This window comes from Actinomadura rupiterrae (genome assembly GCF_024172125.1).
In the GTDB taxonomy this organism is placed as follows: Bacteria; Actinomycetota; Actinomycetes; order Streptosporangiales; family Streptosporangiaceae; genus Spirillospora; species Spirillospora rupiterrae.
The window spans coordinates 12,578-38,318 of record NZ_JAMZEA010000017.1 but is presented as its reverse complement, the minus strand read 5'-3'; the positions used below and the strand labels follow the sequence as shown (position 1 = coordinate 38,318).

Genomic DNA, 25,741 nt, shown 5'->3' with positions numbered 1-25,741 from the left:
GCCCCCGAGCGGCCTCTGAGCGGCGGGAAAACGGGTTGGCCGCGGCTGCGGCGCGCCGGTACAACCGTGGGCATGTTGAACAAGTACCCGCGGACCCGGCATCTCCAGGGGTCCCGGCTGCAACCGGGCGACCACGACCTGTCGGCGGCACCGTTCGGTGAGGTGGCGGGGCGGTACCTGGTGGTGGAGGAGAAGCTGGACGGCGCGAACGCCGGGATCAGCTTCTCCGGCTCGGGTGAGCTTCGGCTGCAGAGCCGCGGGCACTTCCTGACCGGCGGGCCGCGGGAGCGGCAGTTCGCGCCGTTGAAGGCGTGGGCGGCGTCCGTCCAGCACGAGCTGTGGCCGCGGTTGAAGGACCGGTACGTGATGTACGGGGAGTGGCTGTACGCCAAGCACACCGTCTTCTACGACGCGCTCCCCCACTACTTCTGCGAGTTCGACGTCCTGGACCAGCAGGACGGGACGTTCCTGTCGACCGCCGCGCGGCGCGAGCTGCTGGACGGCGCGCCGATCGTGTCGGTGCCGGTGCTGCGCACGGGCGAGGTGGCCGATCTGAAGGAGCTGACGGCGCTGGTCGGGCCGTCCACCTGCCGGACGCCGCGCTGGCGGGAGGCGCTGCGCGAGGCTGCGGTGGCGTCGGGGGCCGATCCGGACCGGGTCGCTGCCGAGACCGACACCGCCGACGAGATGGAGGGCCTCTACCTGAAGGTGGAGGAGGGCGGCCAAACGGTCGGCCGCTACAAGTGGGTGCGGGCGAGCTTCCTCACCGCGATCCAGGACGCGGGGACGCACTGGCAGGACCGTCCGATCGTCGCCAACGGCCTGGCCGATCCGGAGGTGCTGTATGCGGGTGTGGGATGAGCTGTGCCCGGCGCCGCCGGACTGGACGGTGCCGTGGGACGCGATCAGCGAGGCGTTCGGGTGGGTGCGGCGGCTGACCGGTGTCCCGCAGGACGCGGTGCACCACGCCGAGGGCGACGTCGCCACGCACACGCGGATGGCGTGCGAGGCGCTGACGGCCTCGGCCGAGTGGCGGGCGCGTCCGGCGGACGAGCGGGCGCGGCTGTTCGCGGCGGTGCTGATGCACGACATCGCCAAGCCGGACTGCACGCGGCACGAGGACGACGGGTCGGTCACGGCGCACGGGCACTCGCGGCGCGGGGACCTGATGGTGCGCCGGATCCTGTGGGAGCTGGGCGCGCCGGTGGCGTGGCGGGAGCACGTGGCGGCGCTGGTGCGGCACCACCAGGTGCCGTTCTGGGCGCTGGAGCGTCCGGACCTGCGGCAGATCGCGTTCCGGGTGAGCCTGCTGGCGCGCAACGACGACCTGGTGCTGCTGGCGACCGCCGACATCCTCGGCCGGATCTGCGGCGACACCGAGGAGGTGCTGGAGAACATCGCGCTGTACCGCGAATACTGCGCGGAGCAGCGGTGCCTGGACGCGCCGCGCGCGTTCCCGTCCGACCATGCGCGGTTCTGGTTCTTCCGCCGTCCGGACCGGGACCCGGACTGGGCGGCCTACGACGACACGCGCTGCACGGTGACGGTGCTGTCGGGGCTGCCGGGTGTGGGGAAGGACCACTGGATCGCCGCGCACCGTCCGGGGCTGCCGGTGGTGAGTTTGGACGCGCTGCGCGCCGAGATGGGCGTGGCGCCGTCGGGTGACCAGCGTCCGGTGGCGGCGGCCGCGATGGAGCGGGCGCGGGTGCACCTGCGGGCGGGCGAGTCGTTCGTGTGGAACGCCACGAACGTGTCGCGGCAGCTGCGCGGGCAGGCGATCGGGCTGGCCGCCGACTACCGGGCGCGGGTGGAGGTCGCGGCGCTGGAGGCCGCGCCGGAGGTGCTGCGGTCGCGGAACCGGGCGCGTCCGGCGCCGGTGCCGGACACGGTGATCGACCGGCTCGTCCGGCGGTGGGAGACCCCGGACCCGACCGAGGCGCACCGCGTCGACTGGATCGCCACCGGCTGACCGGTCGCCGCCCGCCCGGCGTGCGGGTGCTTACGCGTTCATGACCCCGGGCTGCCGGGACGTGATCGTCCGGATGAGAGGGTTTCCCCGGGGAGAGGGGACGGGATCATGACGGACGCGGCGGACGGCCGGGTGGCGCTGGTGACCGGCGCGGGTTCGGGGATCGGCGCGGCGGTCGCATCGGCGCTGCTGGCGCGCGGCGACCGGGTCGTCCTGGCCGGGCGGCATCCGGACACGCTGGAGCGGACGGCCCGCGACGCGGGCGGCGACGCGCTGGTGGCGCGGGCGGACGTGACCGATCCGGAGTCGGTGGACGCGCTGTTCGGCGCGGTCGCGGACCGCTGGGGACGGCTGGACCTGCTGTTCAACAACGCCGGGGTGTTCGGCGCGCCCGCCGGGATCGCCGACGTGCCGTTCGAGGCGTGGCGGACGGTCCTGGACACCAACGTGACGGGCGCGTTCCTGTGCGCGCAGGCGGCGTTCCGGATGATGCGCGACCAGGATCCGCAGGGCGGGCGGATCATCAACAACGGGTCGGTGTCGGCGCACACGCCTCGTCCGCTGTCGGTGGCCTACACCGCGAGCAAGCACGCGGTGACGGGCCTGACCAAGTCGCTGTCGCTGGAGGGCCGCGCGTTCGGCATCGCGTGCGGGCAGATCGACATCGGGAACGCGGCGACCGACATGACCACCACGTTCACCGGCGGTGTGCTGCAGGCGGACGGGTCGGTGCGGTCCGAGCCGGTGATGGACGTGCGGAACGCGGTGGAGGCGGTGCTGTTCATGGCGGACCTGCCGGCCGAGGCCAACGTGCAGTTCATGTCGGTGCTGGCGACGACGATGCCCTCGTTCGTGGGACGCGGCTGACCGACGTCCCGGCGCGCGTCCTGGCCAGGGTGTCGGCGGCGCTGGCGGGAGCGCCGCGCGGTAGGGATCATGGTCGGGATTTCCCTGTCGCGCGGGCGGTGCCGCGACCGTAGGATCGGCGAATGTTCAAGCCGGTATTCCCGATTAGGACGGAACGTCTGGATCTGCGGCCGTTCCGCGACGAGGACCTCGGCGCGCTGTACGCCTACCAGTCGCTTCCGGAGGTGGCCCGGTTCCTGTACTGGGAGCCGCGGTCGCTGGAGGAGGCGCGGTCGTTCCTGCGGGAGAAGCAGGCCGCGACCTGCTGGGACCGGGAGGGCGACTGGCTGGCGCTGGCGGTGGAGTGGCGCGAGCGCGGCGAGGTGATCGGCGAGGTCAACCTGCAGTGGGGCAGCCGCCGGGACCGCAACGCCGAGATCGGCTACATCCTCAACCCGGCCTACCACGGCAAGGGGTTCGCGACCGAGGCGGCGCGGGCGGTGCTGCGGATGGCGTTCGAGGACGCGGGCCTGCACCGGGTGGCGGCGCGGCTCGACGCGCGCAACGACGCGTCCGCGCGCGTGCTGGAACGGCTCGGGATGCGCCGCGAGGCCCTGCTGCTGGAGAACGAGTTCGTCAAGGGCGAGTGGGCGAGCGAGCTGGTGTACGCGATGCTGCGCCGCGAGTGGGACGCCCTCGCCGACACCTGACCGCTCCCGCGGGACGCGCCCACCCGCGAGGCGCCATCACCTGCGGGGCGCGGTCAGAGGAAGAACAGCAGCAGGCCGGCGGCGTGGCCGACGACCACCAGGACGATCCCGGCGAAGAAGATGTACTTGGCGGTCGGGTGGTCGAACTGGCCCTTGGGGGTCGATCCGTGGACCGAGCGGCGCTGCGCCTGGTCTTCCAGCTCGTCCAGGCTGGGCAGGAACGCGGGGCGCTTGAACGCCATGCGGATCACCCTTTTCTCGCTCGCGTGCCGGGGGCGGAGTCCCGCGGGTCCACGCGGTGCCGCCTCTTGTATATCTGAGGCCCCGGGGAGTCCTGCCTCGGGGCCCGGGTTGCGGGGCCGGGACTCCCCCGGTCGGGCCTGGCGGTCTCCGGGCCGGGGCCGATGAGCACGCGGCCGATCGCGCCGAGGACGAGGCCGAGGCTCCAGCCGGCGAGGGCGTCGGTGGGCCAGTGGTAGCCGAGCGCGACGACCCCGACCGCCACGGCGGCGATCAGGGCGTGCACGGCGATCCACCAGCGGCGGGTGGCGTGCAGGAGCGCGGCGGTGACGGTGAGGCAGGCGGCGGCGTTGGCGGCGTGCCCGGACGGGAAGGACAGGTACCCGCCGGTGAACAGGTGGTCGGCGCCGGTGCGGGGCGGGGTGCGGGCGAAGGCGGTCTGGGCGGCGCGGATGGCGGCCTCGGTGCCGAGCAGCCAGATCCCGGCGCGGACGGCCGTGGCGAGGCTGCGGCGGCGCCAGGCGGTGCGCAGCGCGACCAGGGTGACCAGCGTCCCGACGAGCCAGTACTGGCCGCCGTTGACGACGGTGCGCCAGAACCAGTGCCAGGCGCCGGTGCGCGGCGGCAGGCCGCCGGCGAAGACCCGGTCGTCGGCGTGCCGGAGCAGGCCGCCCGCCAGCACGTCCAGGACGGTGGCGGCGGCGATCAGCGCGGCGAGGAGCGGCAGCGCCCAGGCCCGCAGGGCGCGCCCGGGAAGGCGCCCGCCCCCCGGTCGGAGCACCTGCATCCTTCGAGCATGCCCGATCACCCGGGGTGACTTCACACCCCGGGGCGGCCGGATACGCAGATCACGACAACTTCGGACATGATTCTTATCACTGCCCGGCGTAGCACGCGGGCGGCCGGGGCGAAACAGTCGGCGGCAGTCGCGCGGCCAGGGGAGGGCCGCGCCGCGTACCCCCTGGAGGAGCCATGCCGGTGCCGGATCGTCCCCTTCCGAACGTCCCGGACCCGGGCGGGCCTCCCCCGGCGGCGTCCGCCCGCTCGGCGGGTCCCCGCCGGGCCCTGGCGGTCGGCGCGGCGGCCGCGGCGTGCGCGGTCGCGCTCGGGTTGGCGGCTCCGGCGGCGTCCGCGCGGCCGATGGACGGCGCCCAGACGCGTCCGTCCGCGGCGGCAGTGAGCGTGAAGGCCGCCGACGGCGCGCAGATCACCGCGACCACGTGGCTGTCGGACCGGGAGGTGGACCTAACGGTCAACTCCCCCGCGCTCGGCAAGTCGGTGAAGGTGCGGGTGCTCGTCCCGCAGGGCTGGAGCGCGGACGCCTCGCGCACCTGGCCGGTGCTGTACGCGCTGCACGGCGGCAACGACGACTACACCTCCTGGACGACGAACAGCGACATCGCGACGTGGGCGGCGGGCTACGACGTGATGGTCGTGATGCCGGAGGCCGCGAACGGCTCCTACACCGACTGGTACAACTACGGCATGGGCGGGAACCCCCGCTGGGAGACCTTCCACACCCAGGAGGTCCGGCAGCTGCTGGAGGCGAACCTGCGGGCGGGCGACGCGCGCGCGGTGATCGGGAACTCCTCCGGCGGGCAGGGCGCGTTCGACTACGCGGCGCGGCATCCGGGGCTGTTCAAGTACGCGGCGTCGCTGAGCGGGATCCTGTCGATGCGGTATCCGGGCATCCCGGCGATGCTGATGATGACGAACGCGGCGTCCGGGCAGGACCCGAACGCGATCTGGGGCATCCCGCTACTGAACGACGCGAACTGGGCGGCGCACGACCCGAAGGCGCTGGCGGACAAGCTGCGCGGGGTGGGCCTGTTCTTCTCGTCCGGGACGACCGGCAAGCCCGGGCCCGGCGACCCGCAGGTGGCGCCGTGGGACATCGGGCTGCTGTCGGAGATCGCGGTCGGCGCCGAGAACAAGGACTTCCAGCAGCAGCTGGACCGGCTCGGCATCCCCTACACCGCGCACATCTACGGCGACGGGCGGCACAACTGGCCGGCGTGGCGGCGTGAGGCGCAGTTCATCTGGCCGACGCTGATGCAGTCGATCGGCGCGTCCGCGGTCCAGAGCTAGGCTGTGTTTACGCAGTCACGGCCCACTGCGCTCGCCTAGCGGCTCGCTCCGTGACCGTGCCTGGGCGAACGCGGCATCGCTTCGCGATCAACCCGGGTGCCGCGACGCCGAAGGCGAGCGGCACCCGGGTTGGTCACGCGTTCGCGCGCGTGGCCGAGGCCACTTCGAAACAGGCCCTAGCCGCGAGCGCGGGAAGGCCCGGCGCGGGGCGGAAAGGCCCGGCGCGGGAAGGCCCGGCGCGAGATGGTCCGCGCCGGGCCTTCTGGTGTGCCGGTTGTCAGTGGCGGGGGTAGGTCAGGCCGGAGCCGAAGGGGTAGAGGGTCTGGTCGGGGTGGTCGGCGGCGGGGATGTCGACGGGCAGGCGTCCCTGCGGGCGGTTGGCGCCGAACAGGGTCGCGGCGGCGGCGTGCAGCGCGTCGGCGGTGTAGGAGTAGGTGGCCAGGTAGGCGGGCGCGGCGGGGAAGGCGTTGATGTCGTAGGCGTCCCGGACGGCCAGGACGATCACCGGCTTGCCGGTGGCGATCAGCGCTTTGACCAGGTCGGCCTGGCCGGGGCCGTTGTGGCCGGTGGCGGTGGAGGTGTCCCAGGCCTTGTTGGTGGTGACCACGGTGAGGTCGTGGGTGCGGGCGGCGGCGACGGCGGTGGCGATCGTGGCGGGGCTGGGGCTGAGGCCGGTGGAGAAGGCGTCGGCGGTCGCGCCGTAGTTCTTGATCTCGGTGGCGAGGGTCGCGGTGGTGGTGACGCCCCATCCGGTGACGTAGACGCTGCGGGCGCCGGGGCGCAGCGGGAGCCGGTCGCCGCCGGGCTGCGGGTCGTTCTTCACCAGGGTGGTGGTGCGGTCCGTGGCGCGGCGTGCGGTTGCGAGGTGTTCGGGCGTCCCGACGACCTGGTCGACGCGGCTCTCGTCGGTGTAGGGGTTCCGGAACAGGCCGCGCCGCTGCTTGAGTTCCAGGACGCGGTAGACCGACTGGTCGATGCGGTCCTCGGTGAGCTCGCCGTTCCTGACGGCGTTGACGACGGCGTCGAGTTGGGTCGCGAACTTCCCGGCGGGCGGCTTGAGCAGGGTGTCGACGCCGGCCTTGAGGGCGAGGACGGGCACCCGGTCGTCGCCGTACTTGTCGCGCACGCCCTGCATGTCCAGGGCGTCGGTGATGACGACGCCGCGGTAGTGCAGCTGGTCGCGCAGGATGCCGGTGACGATCGGCCGGGACAGGGTGGCGGGGTCGCCGGAGGGGTCCAGGGACGGCACGACCAGGTGCCCGGTCATGATCGAGTCGGCGCCGGCGGCGATCGCGGCGCGGAACGGCGGCAGGTCGATGGCCTCCCACTGCGCGCGGGTGTGCTTGATGACCGGGACGCCGGTGTGGCTGTCGGTGTCGGCGTCGCCGTGACCGGGGAAGTGCTTGGGCGTGGCGGTGACGTCCGCCGACCGGTATCCGGCGAGCTGCGCGGTGACCATCCGCGACACCAGGGCCGGGTCGGAGCCGAAGGACCGGACGCCGATGACCGGGTTGACGGGGTTGACGTTGACGTCGGCGTCGGGGGCGTAGTCCTGGTTGACGCCGATGGCGCGCAGTTCGGCGCCGGTGATGCGGGCGAGCCCGCGGGCGTCGGCGGTGCGGCGTCCGGCGGCCAGGGCCATCGCGCCGGGCTGCTGGGTCGCGGGCGGTCCGACGCGGGCGACGATGCCGCCCTCCTGGTCGATCGCGACGGTCTCGGGGATGCCGTGCCCGGCGGCGCGGGCGGCGCGCTGGATGCCGTTGGAGAAGGCGGCGAGCTGGTGCGGGTCGGTGACGTTGTTGCCGTAGTAGATGATGCCGCCGGGCTGGTCGCGGGCGATGAGCTGCGCGGCGTTGTCCACGCCGTACAGCGAGCGGTTGGCGGCGACGTCGGCGGGGTCGGTGGTGTCGGCGGACATGCCGTAGATCTGCACGACGAACAGCTGCGCGACCTTCTGCCGCAGCGTCATGGAACCGAGGAGCTTCACCAGGCGGGGGTCGCGTCCGTGGGCGCTGCTCGTGCGCGCGCGGGTGTCGGCGTGGGCGGACGTGGCGGCGGCGAGCGGCGATGCGGCGAGCACGGCTGCGGTCAACGCGGCTGTGACCGGACGTCCGGCTCTGCGTGCGCGCGGCTTTGCGGGGACGCGCGGCTCTATGGTTGCGCGCGGCGCTCGGGGCTTGCGCACGGCCTTGGGCATGCGTGCAGGCATGGAACGTTCCCTTCCGCCCCCGAGAACGATCTTGTGTGTGGTCCGCACGCTAGCCCCGCGCGGACGACGCGTCCAGAGCAGGACCCGACGACATGACGGCCCGACGGCCCGGCGCTCGACCGCGCGCCGCAGCGCCCGACCAGCGGACGCGGCAGGCCGCTCAGTGGACGCATCAGGGACCGTCCAGCGGGCGCGGCGGGCCTGTTCAGCCGACGCAGCGGGGGCCGGATCAGCAGGTACGGCGGCGGGCGCGCCCGGCCGTCTTCAGCGGGTGTGGCGGCGGGCGCGTCCGGTCGTCTTGGCGGTGGTGAGGGGGTGCTCCTCGACGTCGTAGCGGCGGACGTAGGCCTGCAGGAACGCCTGGAGGCTGGCGGCGACGGGCAGGCCGAGGACCGCTCCGACGGGTCCGAGGATCGCGGTGCCGGCGAGGACGACGCCGAACGCGACGGCGGGGTGCATGTCCAGGGTCCGGGCGGTGATGCGCGGTTGCAGGACGTAGTTCTCGAACTGCTGGTAGGCGATGATGAACAGCAGCGTCCACACCGCGGTCGAGGGGGCGTGGGTGAGCGCGATCAGGACGGGCACGACCCCGGCGAGGTAGGTCCCGACGGTGGGGATGAACTGGGACACGACGCCCACCCACAGGGCGAGGGTGAGCGCGTACGGGACGTCCAGCAGGCTCAGCGCGGCGTAGTGGAACACCGCGGAGATCGCGGCGAGCAGCGCGCGGGAGTAGATGTAGCCGCCGGTCTTGTCGACCGCGATCGTCCAGGCGCGCAGGACCTGCCGCTGCCGGTGCGGGGGCAGCAGGGAGCAGACCGTCCGGCGGAACTGCGGGCCCTGCGCCGACAGGTAGAAGGTGAACAGCAGCACGCCGAACCCCTGGAACAGCACGCCGAGCGCGGTCGCGCCGATCCCCCACACGTTCCCGGCGACCTCCGACAGGTGCTTGGACAGCTCGCCGCTCACCGCGGGGATCTTGCTGACCAGGGTGTGCTTGGACAGCCGCGCGCCGAACGACCGGTTGACCCAGTCGATGATCTCGTCGGCGTACCGGGGCGCGTTGTCGACCAGGGTCGTGGTCTGGTGGATCAGCAGTGACCCGAGGACGCTGACGAACCCGACGCCGAGCACGGCCAGCACGATGAACATCGCACCGGTGGCGACGCCGCGCCGCCAGCCGCGGTCGGCGAGCCAGTTCACGGCCGGTTCGATCGCGAACGCCAGGAACAGCGAGATCACCAGCAGGATGATCAGGCCGCGCAGCCGGTCCAGCAGCCACAACCCGACCCCGAACGCCACGACCGTCGCCGCGGCGAGCACAAACGCCCGCGGCAACCACACCGGCATCCGCGCAGCCCCCGCACCACCCCGGCCGCCCGCGCTCGTCCGGTCACCCGCACTGTTTCCGCTGGACGGGCGGGTCGAGTCGTCCGCACGGGTCGGGCCATCTGCGCGGGTCGGGCCATCTGCGCGGGTCGGGCCATCTGCGCGGGTCGAGGAGTCCGCGCTGGTTCCGGCGTCCGCGCGGGTTGAGTCGTCTGCGGTGGTCGGGCCCTCCGCGTCAGTCGAGGCGTTCGCGTTGGTTCGGTCGTCCGCGCCGGTCGGGTCGTGTGCGTTGCTTTCGTCGCCTCTGCTGGTGGGGCCGTCCGCGCCGGCTGCGGGCGTCTGCGCCATGCGAGGACGCTAGCGGCGCGGTCCGTCCCGTCCACTGGGATGCCGCGCATGCGGAACGAGCCTTTGCCGTCGCTTCGCGCGCGCGTGGAACGCCCGCGGCACCTACGCGCTCCGGCCCCGCCTCACGCGCGTGCGCGGGTCGTACGGTGCAAAACACACCGCAGCCGCCAGCGCGGCTTCCCTTCGCGCGCGTGGAACGCCCCCGGCAGCTGCGCGCACCGGCGCCTCTTCGTGCGTGCGCGGGTCGCATGGTGCACAGCACACGGCCGCCAGGACGGCTCTGCCTCGCGCGCGCGTGGAACGCCCGCGAGACCTGCGCGCACCGGCGCCGCTTTGTGCGCGGGCGCACGGTGCACAGTGCAACGCCGCCGCCGGGGCGGTGCTGCTTCGTGTGCGTGGGCGCGGGTCAGTCGTCGTCGGCGACGGTCTGGCTGATGTGGTCGCCGAAGGACGGCGCGGTCGTGTCGGCGTCGGCTTCGTTCGGTGCGTCGGCGGGGAGGGCGGTGAGGCGGGGTTTGGCGGCGTAGTCGCCGATGCCGTGTTCCAGCAGGTCGAAGACGCGTGCGGCGTCGGCGTGGACGCTGTCGCGCATCTCCTCCAGGGTCTCGCCGGCGAGCTTGCGCTTGGTGATCTCGCCGACCAGGCTCCACTGCGCGGCGTGGATCATCGCGGCGACGATGCGGGGTGTCACGTCGTCGGGGTCGGCGCCGGTCTCCTCGGCGAGGACGGCGGCGAGGGCGTCCTGGGCGAGCTGGCCGATCTCGCGCTGGCGGGCCATCAGCGCGGGGCTGTCGGTGACGGTGCGGACCCAGACCTCGGCGCCCTCGTGGAAGCCGGTCTGGAACGAGCCCTCGTCCAGGCCCTCGAAGAACCTGCGGCGGTAGAACGCGACGGCGGACTCGCCGGGGCGGCGGGCGTGGAAGCCGTCGGCGGCGTCTCTGAGGATCTCGTCCTGCCGGTCGAAGAACAGGTCTTCCTTGGTGTGGAAGTAGTTGAAGACCGTGTTCACCGACACGTCGGCGTTGCGGGCGACGTCGGCGATGGTGACGTTGTCGAAGCCGCGCATCATGAACAGCCCGGTGGCGATGTCGGCGATGCGCCGCCGGGTCTCGCGCTTCTTGCGTTCGCGCAGGCCGAGGCGGGGTTCGGCGTCGTCGTGGGTGTCGTCCGGCGCGGTCTGCTTGGCCATGGACCCGATTCTAGGCCGACTGGCGTCGCTGAAAAGTTGGTGTGACTGCAAAATTGGGGTTACTCTATCTCTGTCGCGGTGGTCGCCGCGGCGCGGGGTCGAGGTGATCTTGGAGGCTTGGGTGATCGAGGCGCGCGGGCTCGCCCGCACTTTCACGGGCAGGCGCGGGACCGTCGAGGCGGTGCGCGGGGTGGACCTTTCGGTCGCGTCCGGGGACGTGGTGGGGTTCCTCGGCCCGAACGGCGCGGGCAAGACCACCACGCTGCGGATGCTCACCACGCTGCTGGCGCCGACGGCGGGTACGGCGACGGTCGCGGGCCGCGACCTGCGGTCCGATCCGGCCGGGGTGCGGCGGCGCATCGGGTACGTGGCGCAGGGTGGCGGCACCGATCCGTCCGTCCCGGCGGCCGAGGAGCTGGAGCTGCAGGCGCGGCTGTACGGGGTGGCCGATCCGGCGGCGCGGATCGGCGAGCTGGCGCGGCGGTTGGAGCTGGACGGCGAGGGCCTGCTAGCGCGTCCGTCGGCGGCGATGTCGGGCGGGCAGCGGCGGCGGCTGGACCTCGCGCTCGGGCTGGTGCACCGTCCGCGGCTGCTGTTCCTGGACGAGCCGACCACCGGCCTCGATCCGCAGAGCCGCGGCAACCTGTGGGAGCACATCCGGGGCATGCGCGACCGCGACGGCACGACGGTGTTCCTGACCACGCACTACCTGGACGAGGCCGACGCGCTGTGCGACCGCATCCTGATCATCGACCGGGGGCGGATCGTCGCCGAGGGCTCCCCCGCCGAGCTGAAGCGCCGGGTGTCGGGCGATGTGGTGACGCTGGAGCTGGCCGCGTCCGGCGAGCCGCTCGACCAGATCGCGGGCAAGGCCCGCGCGGCGCTGGCCGACCATCCGTCGGTGCGCGAGGCGACGGTGCTGGACGGCGCGCTGCGGCTGACCGTCGACGACGGCGAGCGCGCGCTGATGGGCCTGGTCCGCGCGCTGGACGGCGCGGGCGTGGAGCTGGCGGCGCTGCGGATGGCGCGCCCGACGCTGGACGACGTGTTCCTGACGGTGACCGGCCGCTCCCTGCGGGACGCGGCCTGATGCGAGGGAGAGACATGACAACGACGACATCGAACACCCCGTCCGGCCTCGGCGGGGGCGGCGACCCCGGCGAGGAGCGGGACGGCGGCCCCGGTCGCGGGCGGCACGACGGTCCCGGTGGCGGGCGGCACGACGGTTCGGGTGGTGGGCGGCACGGCGGTCCCGGTCGCGAGCGGCACGATGGTCCCGGCAACGAGCGGCACTACGGCTCGGGTGGCGGGCGGGGCGGCGGTTCGGGTGAGGGAGGGGACGGCCGTTCCGGTGACGGCGGGGGCCTGGGCGGGAGCGGCGCCGCCGCTGTGGACGGCGGGTTCGTGGAGGAACGGGGCGGTGTCGCGCGCACGCTGCGCGACACGCGGCTGATCTTCCTGCGGTACGTGCGGCAGATGCTGCGGAACAAGGTCGGGGTGGCGTTCGGGTTGACGCAGCCGCTGCTGTACCTGGTGCTGTTCGGTCCGCTGCTGGGCAAGATCGGCGGGGTGCAGGGCGCGGGCGGCGGCAACACCTGGCGGGCGTTCGTGCCGGGCATCCTGGTGCAGCTGGCGCTGTTCGGCGCGGGGTTCGTGGGGTTCGGGCTGATCGCCGATCTGCGGTCGGGGGTGGTGGAACGCCTGCGGGTCACGCCGGTGTCGCGCCTTGCGCTGCTGCTGGGCCGGGTCCTGCGCGACACGCTGCTGCTGGTGGTCCAGGCGGTGATGCTCCTGGCGACGAGCGTGGTGCTGGGGCTGCGCGCGCCCCTGTGGGGCATCGCGGTCGGGCTGGTGTTCGTGGCGCTGCTGGCGCTCAGCATCGCCTCGCTGTCCTACGTGCTGGCGATGGCGACGCGCGTGGAGGACGCATTCGCGCCGCTGCTGTCGACGGTGACGCTGCCGCTGATGCTGCTGTCGGGGATCATCCTGCCGATGGACATGGCCCCGACCTGGCTGGACGCGGTGTCGCGATGCACGCCGTTCCGGTACGTGGTCGATGCCGCGCGGGCGGCGTTCCGCGGCGACTTCTCCTCCCCGTCCGTCCTGGAGGGCGCTGCCGTCACCGCCGTCCTGGTGCTGGTGTCGGTGACCCTGGGCACCCACCGCTTCCGCCGCGAGAACGCCTAATGCCCGCCTCGCACCGGCCGACCGGCTCCCGTCCGTCCGACGACAGCCCTCCCCGGCCGCAGCCGCCCGCAGCCACGCACGCCCGAACGCGCCTCCGCTCGTGCGGGTCAGCCGCAGGGTCAGCGCGCGAGCTCAGGCGTGCGGGGTCAGCCGCGCGGAGCCGTCCGTACGGGATCAGCCGCGTGGGGCCGACCGCACCGGCCGAGCGCACGAGATCAGCTGTGGAGGTGGTCGGTGGTGGGGGTCAGGTGAGGGTGGTGGATTCGGCGGGGATGGGGGGTTCCGGCGTGAGCGGGAGGGTGTCGGGTGCGGCGGGGGTGGGGTTCGAGGGGGTGACGGAGCGTTGGGCCAGGTAGGCGCCGGTGAGGACGATCGCGCCGCCGGCGAGCTGGACGGCGGTGAGGTGTTCGCCGAGCACGATCCAGGCGATGAGCGTCGCGGCGACGGCCTCGGTGTAGGAGAGGGCTCCGGCGATCTGGGCGGACAGCAGCCGGACGGCGATGTTGCCGGTGACGTAGGCCAGCACGGTGCTGATCCCGATGATCCAGGCGGCCAGGACCCAGCCGGGCGCGGTGTGGCCGCCGATCGGGACGGCGTCGCCGAGGACGTGCCAGGGCATCGCCCAGGGCGTTGCGGGGAGGATCAGCAGCACGGCGGCGACGAACCCCCCGGCGGCGTTGGTGACGAGGGGGTCGACGGCGTCGCCCATCCGGTCCAGCAGCAGGAAGTAGGCGGCCTGGCAGGCGGCGGCGCCGAGCCCGGCGGCCAGGCCGAGGGCGTCCAGCCGCAGGCCCTGCCAGACCTGCACGACCAGCGCGAGCCCGACCATCGCGACGGCGACGCCGCGGGCGGCGGAGCGGCGGACGGGGGTGCGGCGCACCAGCCGCATCCACACCAGGACGAGCACGGGCCCGCAGAACTCCAGCAGGATCGCCACGCCGACCGGGAGGCGGGACGCGGCGAGGAAGTACAGGCCCTGGCAGCCGGCGACGGCGACGACCCCGTAGGCGGCCAGCGGGGCGAGGCTCGCCCGGACGGTGGTCCAGGCGGCGCGGCCGCGCAGGGCCGCCGACAGCACGATCAGGACGGCCGCGGCTCCGGCGATGCGCATCCACACCGCCTGCAGGGGACTCAGCCCCGCCTCGATGAGGGCCTTGCCGAACGGCCCGGAGCCGCCGAAACAGACCGACGAAAGGATGATCAGTGCCAGTCCGCCGGCGCGGTGACGGCCCGCGCCGGTTTCGGGGTACGCCAATGAGGTGTCCTCCTGCGCTCCGGGTTCAGGAGCATAGTGCCATATCGCTACTTACATGTCGATGGTCGCGTTCCTCCCGGATGGTCGCCGGAGGACTACTATTCGCCGGGTGAACCAGCAGGCAGCGGGGACCGGACCGGGCGGGCACGGCGGAGGCGGTCAGGCGGGCGATCGGGGCGACCTGTTCACCGCCGTGGAGGGCAACGTCCGGGAGCTGGTGGCCTCGCCGTGGTGGGCGTCGGCGCCGCCGCAGCAGCGCGCCGAGCAGATCGTCGCGCGGATGCTGTGGGGCGCGGGCGAGTGGTGGCTGTACGGGGCGTGGGGGCGCTGGTACCGGTGCGGCCTGGACGGCACGTGGCACCCGTGCCCGCCGCCGCCGGACTCGGCGTCGCGGAACGCGGCGATGCCCGCGCCGCGCGGCGCCGGCAACCCGCCCGTCCCGCCGCAGCTGTTCCCCACCGGCCCGGACCTGGCCGCCGGGCGGATGGTGTCGGCGGGCTTCCTCGGCCCGGTCCCCGACACCGCCGTCGTCGCGCGGATCTCCCAGGCCCTGACCACGGCGCTGGCGGTGGACCCGCAGCAGTTCCAGCAGCACGACCCGATGTTCCAGCCCGGCACGCCCTCGACGGTCGCGGCGGCATGGGGCGCGCTGCTGTGGTGCGCGGGCGCGCCGGTCGCGCTGACCGAGCATCCGCTGATCGAGTCGTTCGTGCCGTTCCTCACCACGCCCGCCGACCGGCTGCACTGGATGATGCCGCCGGACTTCTCCACCCTCGCGGGCTACTACGCGTCCCGGCTGGTGATGGGCGACGGCGCGGGCGCCGCGCACGTCGCGCGGGTGATGTACGAGGTCGCGGCGGGCCTGGCGGGCGACGAGCGGTTCCGTCCGGGCGCGGACGCGCTCGCCGCGGTGACGGCGGCGTCGCTGCGGCTGGTGCCGCAGGACCTGGCGACCGCCCGGTACGGGCAGCAGGCGGTGCTGGCGGAGTGGCGGCGGCGCTGCCCGGCCGAGCACGCGATCCCGATGATGCGCGACGCGGCGCCGGGCGAGCACCTGCGGCTGTCGCTGTACGACCTGCAGCAGATCGTCGCCGATCTGGCGGGCGAGGAGCTGCCCGGCACCGGGATGCTCGGCGGCCCGGGCGCCACGCAGGGCGCGGGCCAGCAGGGCATGACCGCCGGGACGTCCGCGCCGGGACGGCGCCACGACGCGGTCCGCCGCGCCGGTGTCGCGGTCCTGGCCGCCGACCTGCAGGCCGCGCCGAACGTCCTGCCGGCGCTGCAGCGCTGGCTCGACCCCGACAGCGCGCGCGTGCTGCAGGCGGTGCTGGCCGATCCGGGGCATCCGCTGCGGGTGCTGTGGCCGCGCGAGGGGCGCCTTCCGGACGTGCTGCGCGGCGACTCCGACACCCTGGGGTCGCTGCTGGTCACCACCTACAGCCTGGGGCTGACCTGGTGCCGGCTGGCGCAGGTGACGCCGCCCGCGACCGGGTTCGCGCTCCCCCAGGCCGTCGCGGCCGAGCTGATGTCCCCGGCGATGCACACCCCGCCGTCCACCGACGAGCTGAGCGCGTGGGACATCATCAAGGCCGCCCGCGCGCACCTGGCCGCGCAGCGCGAGCCGTCCCAGTCGCCGTCCGGCACGCCCGACCCGCCGTCGGGCCCGGTCGCGGGCGGCCCGCCGCCGCCCGTCCCGCCGGGGTCCCCGTCCCCGGCCCCCGGCCCGGACGCCGCCCCGCCGCCTCCGCCGGCGGGCGCGCCGGTCCCGGCCCCCGGCGCCGACCAGCCGGGCGCCGCGTTCGGTTCGGTGGGCGCCCCCGGCGACCCCGCGGCCTCCCCCGGCCCGTCCGGCCTCCCGAGGATCCCTCCGCCTCCGCCCCCGCCAGGCCCCGGCAACCACCCCGCCCCCAACGACCCCCCACACCCGTCACCCGCCGGCGCCCCCAGCGACCCCATGTACCCACCGCCAAGCGGCACCCCCGCCGCGCCCGCAGGCAGCCCACCCGCCGCTGCCCCCGGCGCGCCGCCCTTCGGCCCGCCCCCCGCACCGGGGTATCCGCCTGCAGGGGGTTCCGGCTCGTCCGCGCCCGGCAACCCGTCTGGAGGGGGTTCCGGCGCAGCCGCTTCTGCCATGCCTTCGGCACCGGGTTATCCGCCCGCGGGTGGCCCCGACGCAGCGGCGCCGTTCGGCGCTGGCGGTGGCTCGGGTGCGCCGGTTTCCGGTGGCTCGGCGGGGGCTCCTGCGGCCGGGTTCGGGTCCGTTGGTGTGCCTCCGGCGGGCGGTGCTCCCGGTGCTGCGCCCGCATACAGCCCGGCGCCCCCGACGGTGCTGAGTTCCGAGGGGGCCGGTTCTGACCGTGGCGGGACGAGCGGGTCGTCGTCCGGAGATCCCGGTGCGGGCGGATGGGCCTCGCCCGGCGGGGGTCCCGCGGCCGAGCGTCCCGGTTCGGGTGGTGCTTCTGGCGGGTCGTCCGACGCGGGTGCGCGGCCGTCGAATCCGCAGGGCGTTCCCGGGGGATCCGGTGGCGGGTTCCAGCAGGGTGTGACGACGGCGGATCCGTCCTACCGGATTCCGCCCGCGGGGCCTGCGGCTCCTCCGCCGGGGCCGCCGCCGGGCGCGGGCGTTCCGGCCTGGATGGACCGGTCGGCCGATCCCGAGGCGACGCAGATGGATCCGGGTCGGGGACGTCCGGCGCGTCCGGTCGACGCGACCACGGCGGACGCGGGCGGCGCGTGGGGCGGGGAGGCTCCGGCGATGGGGGCGGCCGGGTCGTGGGCGTCGGACGCCACGACCGCGGACGCCCCGGCGCTGCCGCCGCCTCCGCCGCCGGTGGCCGAGCCGATCCCGCCCGCGCCGCAGCCCCCCGCTCCGGCGCAGGGGCCGCGGATCGCCGAGGCGTACGGGATCCGGTTCCTGTGCGGGGCGGACGACATCGAGCGCGTGGTGACCGAGGTACGGCGGCGCGGGAAATGGGCCAAGCGGCTGCGCGGGCAGGAGGTGTCGAGCGCGTCGGCGCCGGGCCTGCTGCTGATCGGCGAGCCGTCCAGCGGGCAGCGCCGCCTCGCGCGGATGGCGGCACGGGCGCTGGCGGAGGTCGAGGCGGGCAGCGGCGAGGTCCGGACGGTCCGCGCGGAGGAGGTCGCGGCGAACGGCCCGGAGGGGCTCGCGGAGTTGCTGGCGAGTCACGCCGGGAACGTCCTGCTGTTGGACGGCCTGGACAAGCTCGTCCTGGACGAGGCGCGCGGTGCAGGTTACTCGGCGGCACTCGCGCGTGCACGCCTGGAGGGCGTCAGCGATACCGCGCTACTCGGCACGTGCGCGCCCGCGCGGGTGGGTGAGCTGTCGGCGGCCGCGCCAGAGCTGGTGACCGACTTGCGGGCCGTTCGGCTGCCGGACCTGTCGCAGCCGCGCGAGCGGGAGGCGCTGCTGCGGCTGCTCGCGGAGGAGCGGCGGCTGCGGATCGGTGAGGATGCGTGGCCGGTGGTGCGGCGCGACCTTGCCTCGATGCGGGGACGCGGACGGGTGACCGGCGCGCGGCTGGTCGAGGCGTACCTGGACCGCGCCGCGACGCGGAACCTGGGCCGCGCGGCGGCGACGCAGGCGATCAGCGACTCGGGTTCCCTGACGCTCACCGCCGGCGACTTCGAAGGCGTCGCCGACGACCTCACCACCCCCTGACCAGCGCCAGCGCCCACCCCCGTCCCCGCTGGACGGTGGGGTGTGCGGTCCCGTCCCGCTGCCGCGGCTACCTGGACGGCGCGGCCGCCAACGGGCAATGTCGCCGCTACTGCGAGCTGTCCGTGCTGCCGACGCCGCAGAAGGGGCCGCGGTCGGGGACGTGAGATGTCGGCGCCCGCCACCGCGCTGGTCCCCCTGCCGCGCTGGTCACCCCGCTTCGCTGGTCACCCCGCTTCGCTGGTCACCCCTGCCGCGCCGGTCCCCCTGCCGCGCTGGTCACCTCGCTTCGCCGTCACCCTGCCGCGCAGCTCACTTCGGACGCTGCCCGCCCTCGCCAGGCTGCCCACCCATGCGCGCTGCCCACCATGCGCTGCCGACGCGTGCGCGCTTGCCTGCCCCGCGCCGCTGCTCACCCCAGCGCCGCTGCTGACCCCAGCGCGCTGTCGGTCAGGCGCGGTGGCGCATCGACGCGAGGAGTTCTGCCGGCCCGTTGGGCTGCCCGCCGACGCGTCCGCCGGGCTGGCGCGGGTGCCCGGGAGCTGCATGCGGCGCCCAGCAGGTGTGGCGGGCGGACGTGCCCGCAGCCCTAGCCCTGTTCCGCTGACCGGGGCCGTCCGCCCAGGAGATGGGCCGAGCGCACCTACGACCTCGCGCGCTACACCCGCCTGCCCCGCGGCGGGCACTTCGCCGCGCACGAGAAGCCCGAGGTGCTGGCCCGCGACACCATCGAGGGCTTCCACGCCTGACGGCGAACGCCAGTCAGGGCGGGGCGGCCCTACCTGTGCGGTTCGCTCTGGCGGTGGGTGGCGTGGATGGAGCCGAGGAGGTTGAGGGCCTGGGCGCTGTCGCTGCCCGGCTCGGCGTGGTAGATCACCAGTTGCTGGCCGGGGGCGTCGCGTACGTCGAAGGCCTGGTAGGTGAGCGTGAGCGGGCCGACGTCGGGATGCAGGAGGTGCTTGGCGTCCTGGGTCTTGCCGCGGACGGTGTGGGCGTTCCAGAGGCGGGCGAAGTCCGCGCTCCGCTCAGTGAGGTCGCGGACGAGCTCGGCCAGGTGCGGGTCGTCCGGGTCGAAGCCGGCCGCCTGGCGCAGGTTGGCGACGGTGGCCTGGGCCGCGCGGTCCCAGTCGGTGTAGAAGCGCCGGCCCGCCGGATCGAGGAAGGTCATGCGGGCCAGGTTGTCCGCCTGCTCGAAGGGGCTGTAGAGGGCGTCGGCCAGGGCGTTGGTGGCCAGGATGTCCAGGGTGCGGTTCATCACGAACGCCGGAGTGTGAGGGTAGCCGTCCATCAGCTGGCGCAGCGCCGGGCCGACCTGCTCGCGGGCGGCCTGCCTGAAGGGCCTCTCGTCAGGGGCGATCCCGGCCAGCCGGAACAGGTGCGCCCGAGCGTCGGCGTCGAGGCGCAGCGCGCGGCCGAGGGCGTCGAGCACCTGACCTGAAGGGTTGCGCTCGCGGCCTTGTTCCAGGCGGGTGTAGTAGTCGGCGTTCATCCCGGCCAGGACGGCGACCTCCTCGCGGCGCAATCCGGCGACCCTGCGGGTCCCGTAGCTCGCCATGCCGACGTCCTCCGGCCGCAGGTGAGCGCGGCGCGCGCGCAGGAACTCTCCCAGGTGGTTGCCGGTCATACGACCAGGCTATGCGGGCGCCCGGTGTGCTGCCTGGGTGCGCTGCACCCAGGCAGCGCACGTCCTGGTTAACCCCCTCTGACCTGCGCAGACTCGATGAAGCACCGCCTATCTGAAGGAGCCCATCCATGCCCGGCAATCCCCATCCGTACGTCGGTATGTGGGTCACCGCCGACCGACGGATCCGCCAAGAACTCCTCGCCAACGGCCGCTACGAGGAGGAACGCGACGGCCGCAAGCGCGCCTACACCGGCCGCTACACCGTCACGGGCACCCACCTGGACTACCAGGACGACCTGGGCTTCACCGCCACCGGCGACGTGCGAGAAGGCGTGCTCTACCACGAGCACCTCGTCCTGTACCGGGAGGAGGGCCCGTCATGACCAAAGACCGCCGGGTCAGCTCGTCCCGTCCCCCGGCGCCCGCACCGCGACACGACACGACACAACCACCGAACCGAGAGATCTGAGGGAGTTCCCATGGCAGGACAACGACTCGCCGGCAAGGTCGCGCTGATCACCGGCGCGACCGGAGGCATCGGCGCGGCGACCGCCGAGCTCTTCGCCCGCGAGGGCGCCCGACTGATGATCACCGATGTCGCCGAGAAACCGCTGCGCGAGCTGGCCGGCAGGATCGAGGACCTCGGCGCGGACGTAGCCGCCGCCCGCCTCGACGTCTCCTCCGCAAGTGAGTGGGACGAGGTGATCCACGTCGTGCGCGAACGTTTCGGCACGCTGGACGTGCTGGTGAACGTGGCCGGCATCGTGGACTGGCCCGGCGTCGAGGACACGGCCGAGGACGCCTGGGACCGCGTCATCGATGTCAACCAGAAAGGCACCTGGCTCGGGATGAAGGCCGCGATGCCGCTCCTGCGCGCGAGCGGCAACGCCTCGGTGATCAACACCTCGTCGGTGCTCGGGCTCGTCGGCAGCGGCGCGGCCGCGGCCTACCAGGCGTCCAAGGGCGCGGTACGCCTGCTGAGCAAGACCGCCGCGGTCGAGTACGCGCGCCAGGGCGTGCGGGTCAACTCCGTCCACCCCGGCGTCATCGCCACGCCGATGATCCAGGAGCTCCTGGACGAGCAGGGCGACCGCCAGCCGGACATCCAGCGCACCCCGATGCGCCGGGCCGGACGCGCCGAGGAGATCGCACCCGCCTACCTCTTCCTCGCCAGCGACGACTCGTCCTTCGTCACCGGCGCGGAGTTCGTGATCGACGGCGGCCTCACCGCGTACTGAGCAGCCGGACACCGAACGGCCAGGACCGCCGGCACGGTCGCCGCGCCGCGAATGGCCGCCCAAGCAGGAAGGAAAAGGACGATGACATCCACGATCGAGCCCGCCGAGCCCGCCGAGGCCACCGAGTCCACCGAGTTCGCCGGGAAGGTGGCCCTCGTCACCGGGGCCGCGCGCGGCGTGGGCAAGGAGACCGTCCGGCTGCTGCACCGCCGCGGCGCCCGGATCGTCGCCCTCGACCAGCGTCCGGAGGTCGCAGCGCTGCCCGCGGAGTTCCCCGGCGTGCATCCCTTGATCGGGGACGTCGCGGACGAGGCGATGGCCGAACGGGCCGTCCAGGAGGCCGTCGAGTTGTTCGGCGGTCTGGACGTCCTGGTCAACAACGCGGGCCGCACCTTGAACAAGCCGATCACGGACACGACGGCGCAGGACTGGGACGCGCTGATGGCGGTCAACGCGCGCGGCTCGTTCTTCTTCGCCCGCGAAGCCTTCCGCGTGATGCGCGAGCGCGGCGGCGGCGCCATCGTGAGCACCGGCTCCTACGTCTGCACCGTCGGCATGCCCGACGGCGGCGCCTACGCGGCGTCCAAGGGCGCCCTGGCCCAGCTCACCAAGGTCCTCGCGGTCGAGGGCGGCCCGCTGGGCATCCGGGCCAACCTCGTGGCCGCGGGCGTCATCGAGACCGACTTCCTCGACACCTTCCGCACCGACAGCCGCGCCTACCTGGCCTCCTTCGCCGATGCCCAGCCGCTCGGCCGCGTGGCCCAGCCCGAGGAGATCGCCGAGGTGCTCTGCTTCCTCGCCTCCCCCCGCGCCCGCTTCATCACCGGTGCCGTCGTCCCCGCCGACGGCGGCTTCACCGCAACGTGAGAACCAGAACACGACGAAGCCGCCGTCCAACGCCCGCGCCGCGACGGTGCTGCGCATGCTCCGCAAGCACGACGAAGCAACCGCCGCGGCCATATTCGCCCGAGCCTTCCCCACTACTGAAGGGAAGCGCGTGGCGTGGAAGGGGTCAGGCGAAGCGCTGGTTGGCGGAGCCGTTGCAGGGTTGGAGCGCCACGGCCTTGTCTGCGACGGGTTGGGTCAGGCAGAGGCCGTTGGCGGTGGCGGGACGGATCGTGCCGTCGGCGGGCATGGTCCATTGCTGGTTGGTGCCGCCGTGGCAGTCCCACAGGATCGCGGCGGTGGGGGCGGCGATGTCGCGGGAGTCCAGGCAGCGGTCGTGGGACAGGCCGGTGTGGATGGACTTGTACGCCGGGTCGTACCACCAGGTCTGGTTGCGTCCGCCGTGGCAGGTCCAGCCGATGACGGCGGTGTAGTTGCGGGACGAGCCGCCGTTGCTGTCCATGCACTGGCCGGTGGCCTGGTTCTTCAGCGGCTTGAACTTGTCGTCCCAGGCGCCGGGGTAGAGCTTGGCGGTGTTGGTGGAGGCGGGGTCGGCGCAGGACGCCTCGCGCAGTCCGGAGTCGTAGAACTGGCTGAAGCAGGACGCGAACGCGCCGTGCCCGGTGGCGTTGGGGTGGTAGGACTGCCGGACGGAGTTCTCGTCGGGCGGGAAGCTGCCGTCGTAGTAGAACCCGCGCGCCCAGGTGGTCTCGGTGCAGACCTCATGGCCGTGGAACAGGCGGGACGCGTCGAGGTAGTAGGCGCCGGACTGCTGGGCGGCCTTGCGGATGCCGCGTTCGAAGGCGGGGACGGCCTGGTTGCGTCCCCAGGCGGCGTCGGAGTCGTAGCCGAGGCAGCCGCCGGGGATCTTGCCGGGGAAGTTGGGGTTGTCGGCCATGTCGGGGCTGATGGGCGAGGGGTAGCTCATCAGGACGAGCTTGTAGGCGTCGTCGGTGTAGCCGGCGTCGCGCATGACGGTCTTGAGGTCGGTGACGGTGGCGGCGACCTTGGGGACCATGCCGTCCACGCGGGCCTGCCAGCCGGGGGCGTAGACCGGCTCGCAGGTGCCCTTGGACAGGATCCAGCGTTCGACGCAGTCGGTCATCACCGGCCCGAACTGGATGTCGTCGTTGGCGCCGACGACCAGGACGACCATCTTGACGCGGGTGTTGCGGGCCTTGATCGCCAGGTTGTCGCTCTGGACGAGCTGGTCGGCGTACTGCTTCTGGCCGCCGATCCTGATGTGGTAAGTCGCCGCCCCTGAGCAGGCGACGTTGGTGCTGACGTCGGCGGGGATGCTGGTGCGGTAGATCGCGGCGACCTGGGACCGGTGGCACCAGTTGGTCGGGCCGGTGGTGTCGGGCCAGTAGGACCCGGCGCCCTCACCGGAGATCTCCGAGTCGCCGAGCGACAGCAGCGAGGTCTTCCGGTCGTCCATCGGACGCTCTTCAGGGCTCCCGTACAGCTTGGTCGCCTCGGCCGCGCGGATCTGCTCCAGATCCGGCGGCAGCGGCGTGCTGGCGGCGAGGCCGGGAGCGGCGCTCGCGGTCGGGGCGGCGAGGGACAGGAGGGTGAGGACGGCGGTGGCCATGGCGGCGCAAGTCCGCAGCCGTCGCCTGGGGTGGGACATAGGGGGGACCTCCCGGGCTGGGGTGTTACCTCCGGTAATTACCGCCTGCAGCCCCTCCCCGGAAGACCCAAACATGAAAACCCCTCAACTTTCCCCCCACGCCCCGCCCGCCGTCGAGCCTCAAGCAGCAACCACCCGGCAGCAGCCCCCTCGACCCCGCCCCGACCGGGCGCCGATGGGAAATGTTCCAGAAGGGCTGTGTGTGGCGACTTTCGGTACGATCCGGGGATGGGAGCGGGCAATGGCCGCAGTCTGCGCGAGGTCCGCCGAATGCGTCGGCCGCGCTGCGCTTATCGGGGGGTCAGGGGTGCGGGCCGGGGGTGTTCGGGCCTTTGTTTGCTTGTTTGGGTGCCTCGGCGCGTAGTTCGGTGGCGGGCTGGCCGGGCCGGGCGGTGATGGTCTCGCATAGGTCCCGGATCGCCGCCAGCAGTGGTACGCAGGTGCGGACAAGTTCAGCGGCGGCGGCGAGCACGGCGGAGAGGGCGGTCAGCACCGCCAGGAGAGTCGTCATGAAGCCTCCTCGGTTCGCTCGATCGCCCGAGCCGGGTGGCGCGGGTCCGCCCATCCCGCCATTCCGCGCGGCCGCCTGTCATCCGCTCCAGTGTCAATTCACGGCGCCACCTGCGGAGACGTCATATCCGAGTCGGACCGGACCGGATCGCGGACGGCGCCGATGACGGCTTCAGGCGCGTCCGGCCCGGGGGACGGTCAGCTCGCCGAGCAGCTGGATGCGTTGCGGGAGTTGACCGGGCTGACCTCTCAGCGGCTTGCGGAGAAGGCGAGGGTGAGCCCCAAGACGCTCAGCGACTGGCGTAGCGGGACGATCCCCCGCGACGAAGAGAGCCTGCTGAAAGTCGTGCGGGCTGCACGCGAACATCTGCGGGCCAAGAACAGCATTCCCGGCACCCCTGAGACCCGGCGACTCCTGAACGACGGCTATTGGGAGCGCTTGTACCGCAATGCCAAAAGCGCGCGGAAGAACGCGGTCTCGCACGTCGCCGAGCGGGCGCAGGAAGTGTACGCCGGTCTCGATCCGCAGCAGCAGAAGGCGGTTCCCGGGATTCTGCTGCGCCTTGTCGCGGTCGGCGAGGACGCGGAGTACGCGCTGCGCTCGGCACGCGAAGAGGAATTCGCCACCGACCAGGCCACCGAGCAGGACGTCCAGGAGGTCCTCCAGGCATTCACCAAGTCCGGCGTCCTGGTCCGGACAGGAGACCGGATCATGCTCTCCCATGTCGCGCTGATCCAGGCCTGGCCTGACCTGCACGAGTGGGTGCAGGCCGAGAGCGGCGCTTTGGCCATCCATCAGGAACTCGCCGACGCGGCCCGGAGCTGGGAACAACTCGACCGCAACGGAAGTGTCCTGTTCCACGGCGCGATGCTGGAACGCGCACTGACCTTGACCGAACCGGGGCGTCACTTCAGCCTCAACCCCACCGAACGCGCCTTCGTCCACGAGGGGACGAGACTGGCGGTGCGCCGGGTTCGCCAGCGCAACCTGGTCATCGCCGTGCTGGCTGTGTTGCTCGTGGCCGCGATCGGGGCAGGAATGGGCATCTTCGTCCAGGGCCGTACGGTTACCCGGCAGCGCGACCGGGCCGTCGGCATCCGGATCGCGAACGTGGCCACCACGATGCGCCGCACCGATCCGGCCACCGCCAAGCAACTCGCAGTGGCCGCCGCGGCGCTCGCCCCTGGTAGCCACGAGGCCCGCAACGCCCTGATAACGCTGCACTCACAGTGGGAGCAGTACGTCTACCGGCCCCGGGGATTGGACGAGACCTGGAAGCGGGCCGTCGACGGGACCGGCCACCTGATGGTCTACGCGCGCGGCGACCAGGTCAGGGTCGCCGACGTCGATGCTCGGACGGTGGCGGCGTCCTTCACTCTCGGGGCCGAGCCCGGCCAGGACATCGCGGATCTGTCACTGTCGTCGGACGGGCGCCAGTTGGCGGTCGGCCTGCGCGGCGGGACCGTGGGCTTGTGGGACACCGCGACCGGACGGCGGGAACCGACGGCGATCCGCACGCCGGTGCCGTGGCCGGTTCCGCGGCTGAGCCCGAAGCGCACCCGCGTGCTGGTGGCCTCCAGCGGCGAAGCGAAGGCCGTCTGGGACACCTCATCGGGCAAGCCCGTCCTGACACTGCCGAGCCACACCGACGACGCCGGCACCGCCTTCACCCCCGACGACCGGTACCTGGTCATCGCGCGGGACATGACGCTGGAATTCTGGGACCTGACCACGGGCACGCAAGGCACGCGTCATCCGCCTTGTGGATCGCTTCCCGTCCGGGAAGCCTCGTGAATATTCGAGCCTG

21 protein-coding genes are annotated in these 25,741 nt (G+C 73.4%); 12 read left to right on the top strand and 9 right to left on the bottom strand.

From position 1 onward, the window contains the following. Positions 1-72 precede the first annotated feature (72 nt). The 4 genes from FHU30_RS41795 (at position 73) to FHU30_RS41780 (ending at position 3,525) form a co-directional block, all read left to right on the top strand. Positions 73-861: an RNA ligase family protein gene (locus tag FHU30_RS41795; protein ID WP_253883280.1), complete on the top strand. Its 789-nt coding sequence runs from the start codon at positions 73-75 to the stop codon at positions 859-861. Continuing rightward, entirely contained in the window at positions 845-1,969 is a 1,125-nt protein-coding gene (locus FHU30_RS41790) for an AAA family ATPase (protein ID WP_253883279.1), read from the top strand. Before FHU30_RS41795 ends, FHU30_RS41790 begins: the two co-directional genes overlap by 17 nt. 108 nt (positions 1,970-2,077) lie before the next feature. Beyond that, the gene (locus FHU30_RS41785; protein ID WP_253883278.1) at positions 2,078-2,836 is read left to right on the top strand and encodes an SDR family oxidoreductase; all 759 of its coding nucleotides are present in this window, start codon (positions 2,078-2,080) and stop codon (positions 2,834-2,836) included. Positions 2,837-2,958: 122 nt separating this feature from the next. Continuing rightward, entirely contained in the window at positions 2,959-3,525 is a 567-nt protein-coding gene (locus tag FHU30_RS41780; protein ID WP_253883277.1) for a GNAT family N-acetyltransferase, read from the top strand. Between the two features lie 53 nt (positions 3,526-3,578). On the opposite strand, the gene FHU30_RS41775 is transcribed toward FHU30_RS41780, so the two are convergent. Together FHU30_RS41775 and FHU30_RS46695 are read right to left on the bottom strand one after the other, a co-directional pair. Continuing rightward, a complete protein-coding gene (locus tag FHU30_RS41775) occupies positions 3,579-3,767 on the bottom strand; it encodes a hypothetical protein (RefSeq protein WP_253883276.1) in 189 nt (62 codons plus the stop codon). Between the two features lie 5 nt (positions 3,768-3,772). Further along, on the bottom strand, positions 3,773-4,546 hold the full coding sequence (locus FHU30_RS46695) for a phosphatase PAP2 family protein (protein ID WP_308211492.1): 774 nt from the start codon (positions 4,544-4,546) through the stop codon (positions 3,773-3,775). Positions 4,547-4,743: 197 nt separating this feature from the next. On the opposite strand from FHU30_RS46695, the gene FHU30_RS41765 reads away from it, so the two are divergent. Then, positions 4,744-5,853 (top strand): alpha/beta hydrolase, encoded by a 1,110-nt coding sequence (locus FHU30_RS41765; protein ID WP_253883275.1) that lies wholly within the window; start codon positions 4,744-4,746, stop codon positions 5,851-5,853. A 277-nt stretch (positions 5,854-6,130) separates the two neighbouring features. On the opposite strand, the gene FHU30_RS41760 is transcribed toward FHU30_RS41765, so the two are convergent. From FHU30_RS41760 to FHU30_RS41750, 3 genes are all read right to left on the bottom strand, one after another. Further along, entirely contained in the window at positions 6,131-7,945 is a 1,815-nt protein-coding gene (locus FHU30_RS41760) for a glycoside hydrolase family 3 protein (RefSeq protein WP_253883274.1), read from the bottom strand. 381 nt (positions 7,946-8,326) lie between these two features. Next, the gene (locus FHU30_RS41755) at positions 8,327-9,739 is read right to left on the bottom strand and encodes an AI-2E family transporter (protein ID WP_253883273.1); all 1,413 of its coding nucleotides are present in this window, start codon (positions 9,737-9,739) and stop codon (positions 8,327-8,329) included. 406 nt (positions 9,740-10,145) lie between these two features. Next, positions 10,146-10,928, bottom strand: a complete 783-nt coding sequence (locus FHU30_RS41750; RefSeq protein WP_253883272.1) for a TetR/AcrR family transcriptional regulator — start codon at positions 10,926-10,928, stop codon at positions 10,146-10,148. Positions 10,929-11,049: 121 nt separating this feature from the next. Between FHU30_RS41750 and FHU30_RS41745 the strand changes: the two genes are divergently transcribed. Beyond that, positions 11,050-12,018, top strand: coding sequence for an ATP-binding cassette domain-containing protein (locus FHU30_RS41745; protein ID WP_253883271.1), 969 nt, complete (start codon positions 11,050-11,052; stop codon positions 12,016-12,018). Between the two features lie 14 nt (positions 12,019-12,032). Continuing rightward, complete coding sequence (locus FHU30_RS41740; RefSeq protein WP_253883270.1) at positions 12,033-13,115, top strand: ABC transporter permease; 1,083 nt, start codon at positions 12,033-12,035, stop codon at positions 13,113-13,115. A gap of 244 nt (positions 13,116-13,359) precedes the next feature. On the opposite strand, the gene FHU30_RS41735 is transcribed toward FHU30_RS41740, so the two are convergent. Further along, the gene (locus tag FHU30_RS41735) at positions 13,360-14,370 is read right to left on the bottom strand and encodes an EamA family transporter (RefSeq protein ID WP_253883269.1); all 1,011 of its coding nucleotides are present in this window, start codon (positions 14,368-14,370) and stop codon (positions 13,360-13,362) included. A 109-nt stretch (positions 14,371-14,479) separates the two neighbouring features. Between FHU30_RS41735 and FHU30_RS41730 the strand changes: the two genes are divergently transcribed. Further along, positions 14,480-18,049 carry a hypothetical protein gene (locus FHU30_RS41730; protein WP_253883268.1) on the top strand — a complete coding sequence of 1,190 codons (3,570 nt, stop codon included), beginning with the start codon at positions 14,480-14,482 and terminating at the stop codon, positions 18,047-18,049. A 775-nt stretch (positions 18,050-18,824) separates the two neighbouring features. Here the strand turns inward: FHU30_RS41730 and FHU30_RS41725 are convergent. Then, on the bottom strand, positions 18,825-19,670 hold the full coding sequence (locus FHU30_RS41725) for a helix-turn-helix transcriptional regulator (RefSeq protein WP_253883267.1): 846 nt from the start codon (positions 19,668-19,670) through the stop codon (positions 18,825-18,827). A gap of 128 nt (positions 19,671-19,798) precedes the next feature. Here FHU30_RS41725 and FHU30_RS41720 point away from each other — a divergent pair, with 128 nt between their 5' ends. The 3 genes from FHU30_RS41720 to FHU30_RS41710 all read left to right on the top strand — a co-directional run bounded on the left by FHU30_RS41720 (position 19,799) and on the right by FHU30_RS41710 (position 21,775). Beyond that, the gene (locus tag FHU30_RS41720) at positions 19,799-20,053 is read left to right on the top strand and encodes an Atu4866 domain-containing protein (RefSeq protein ID WP_253883266.1); all 255 of its coding nucleotides are present in this window, start codon (positions 19,799-19,801) and stop codon (positions 20,051-20,053) included. Positions 20,054-20,149: 96 nt separating this feature from the next. Then, the gene (locus FHU30_RS41715; protein ID WP_253883265.1) at positions 20,150-20,908 is read left to right on the top strand and encodes an SDR family NAD(P)-dependent oxidoreductase; all 759 of its coding nucleotides are present in this window, start codon (positions 20,150-20,152) and stop codon (positions 20,906-20,908) included. A gap of 81 nt (positions 20,909-20,989) precedes the next feature. Continuing rightward, entirely contained in the window at positions 20,990-21,775 is a 786-nt protein-coding gene (locus tag FHU30_RS41710; protein WP_253883264.1) for an SDR family NAD(P)-dependent oxidoreductase, read from the top strand. 145 nt (positions 21,776-21,920) lie between these two features. Here FHU30_RS41710 and FHU30_RS41705 read toward each other — a convergent pair whose 3' ends face one another. Together FHU30_RS41705 and FHU30_RS41700 are read right to left on the bottom strand one after the other, a co-directional pair. Further along, positions 21,921-23,384 (bottom strand): ricin-type beta-trefoil lectin domain protein, encoded by a 1,464-nt coding sequence (locus tag FHU30_RS41705; RefSeq protein WP_253883263.1) that lies wholly within the window; start codon positions 23,382-23,384, stop codon positions 21,921-21,923. 340 nt (positions 23,385-23,724) lie between these two features. Further along, on the bottom strand, positions 23,725-23,934 hold the full coding sequence (locus FHU30_RS41700; protein WP_253883262.1) for a hypothetical protein: 210 nt from the start codon (positions 23,932-23,934) through the stop codon (positions 23,725-23,727). Between the two features lie 273 nt (positions 23,935-24,207). Between FHU30_RS41700 and FHU30_RS41695 the strand changes: the two genes are divergently transcribed. Next, the gene (locus tag FHU30_RS41695; protein ID WP_253883261.1) at positions 24,208-25,728 is read left to right on the top strand and encodes an nSTAND1 domain-containing NTPase; all 1,521 of its coding nucleotides are present in this window, start codon (positions 24,208-24,210) and stop codon (positions 25,726-25,728) included. Positions 25,729-25,741 lie beyond the last annotated feature (13 nt).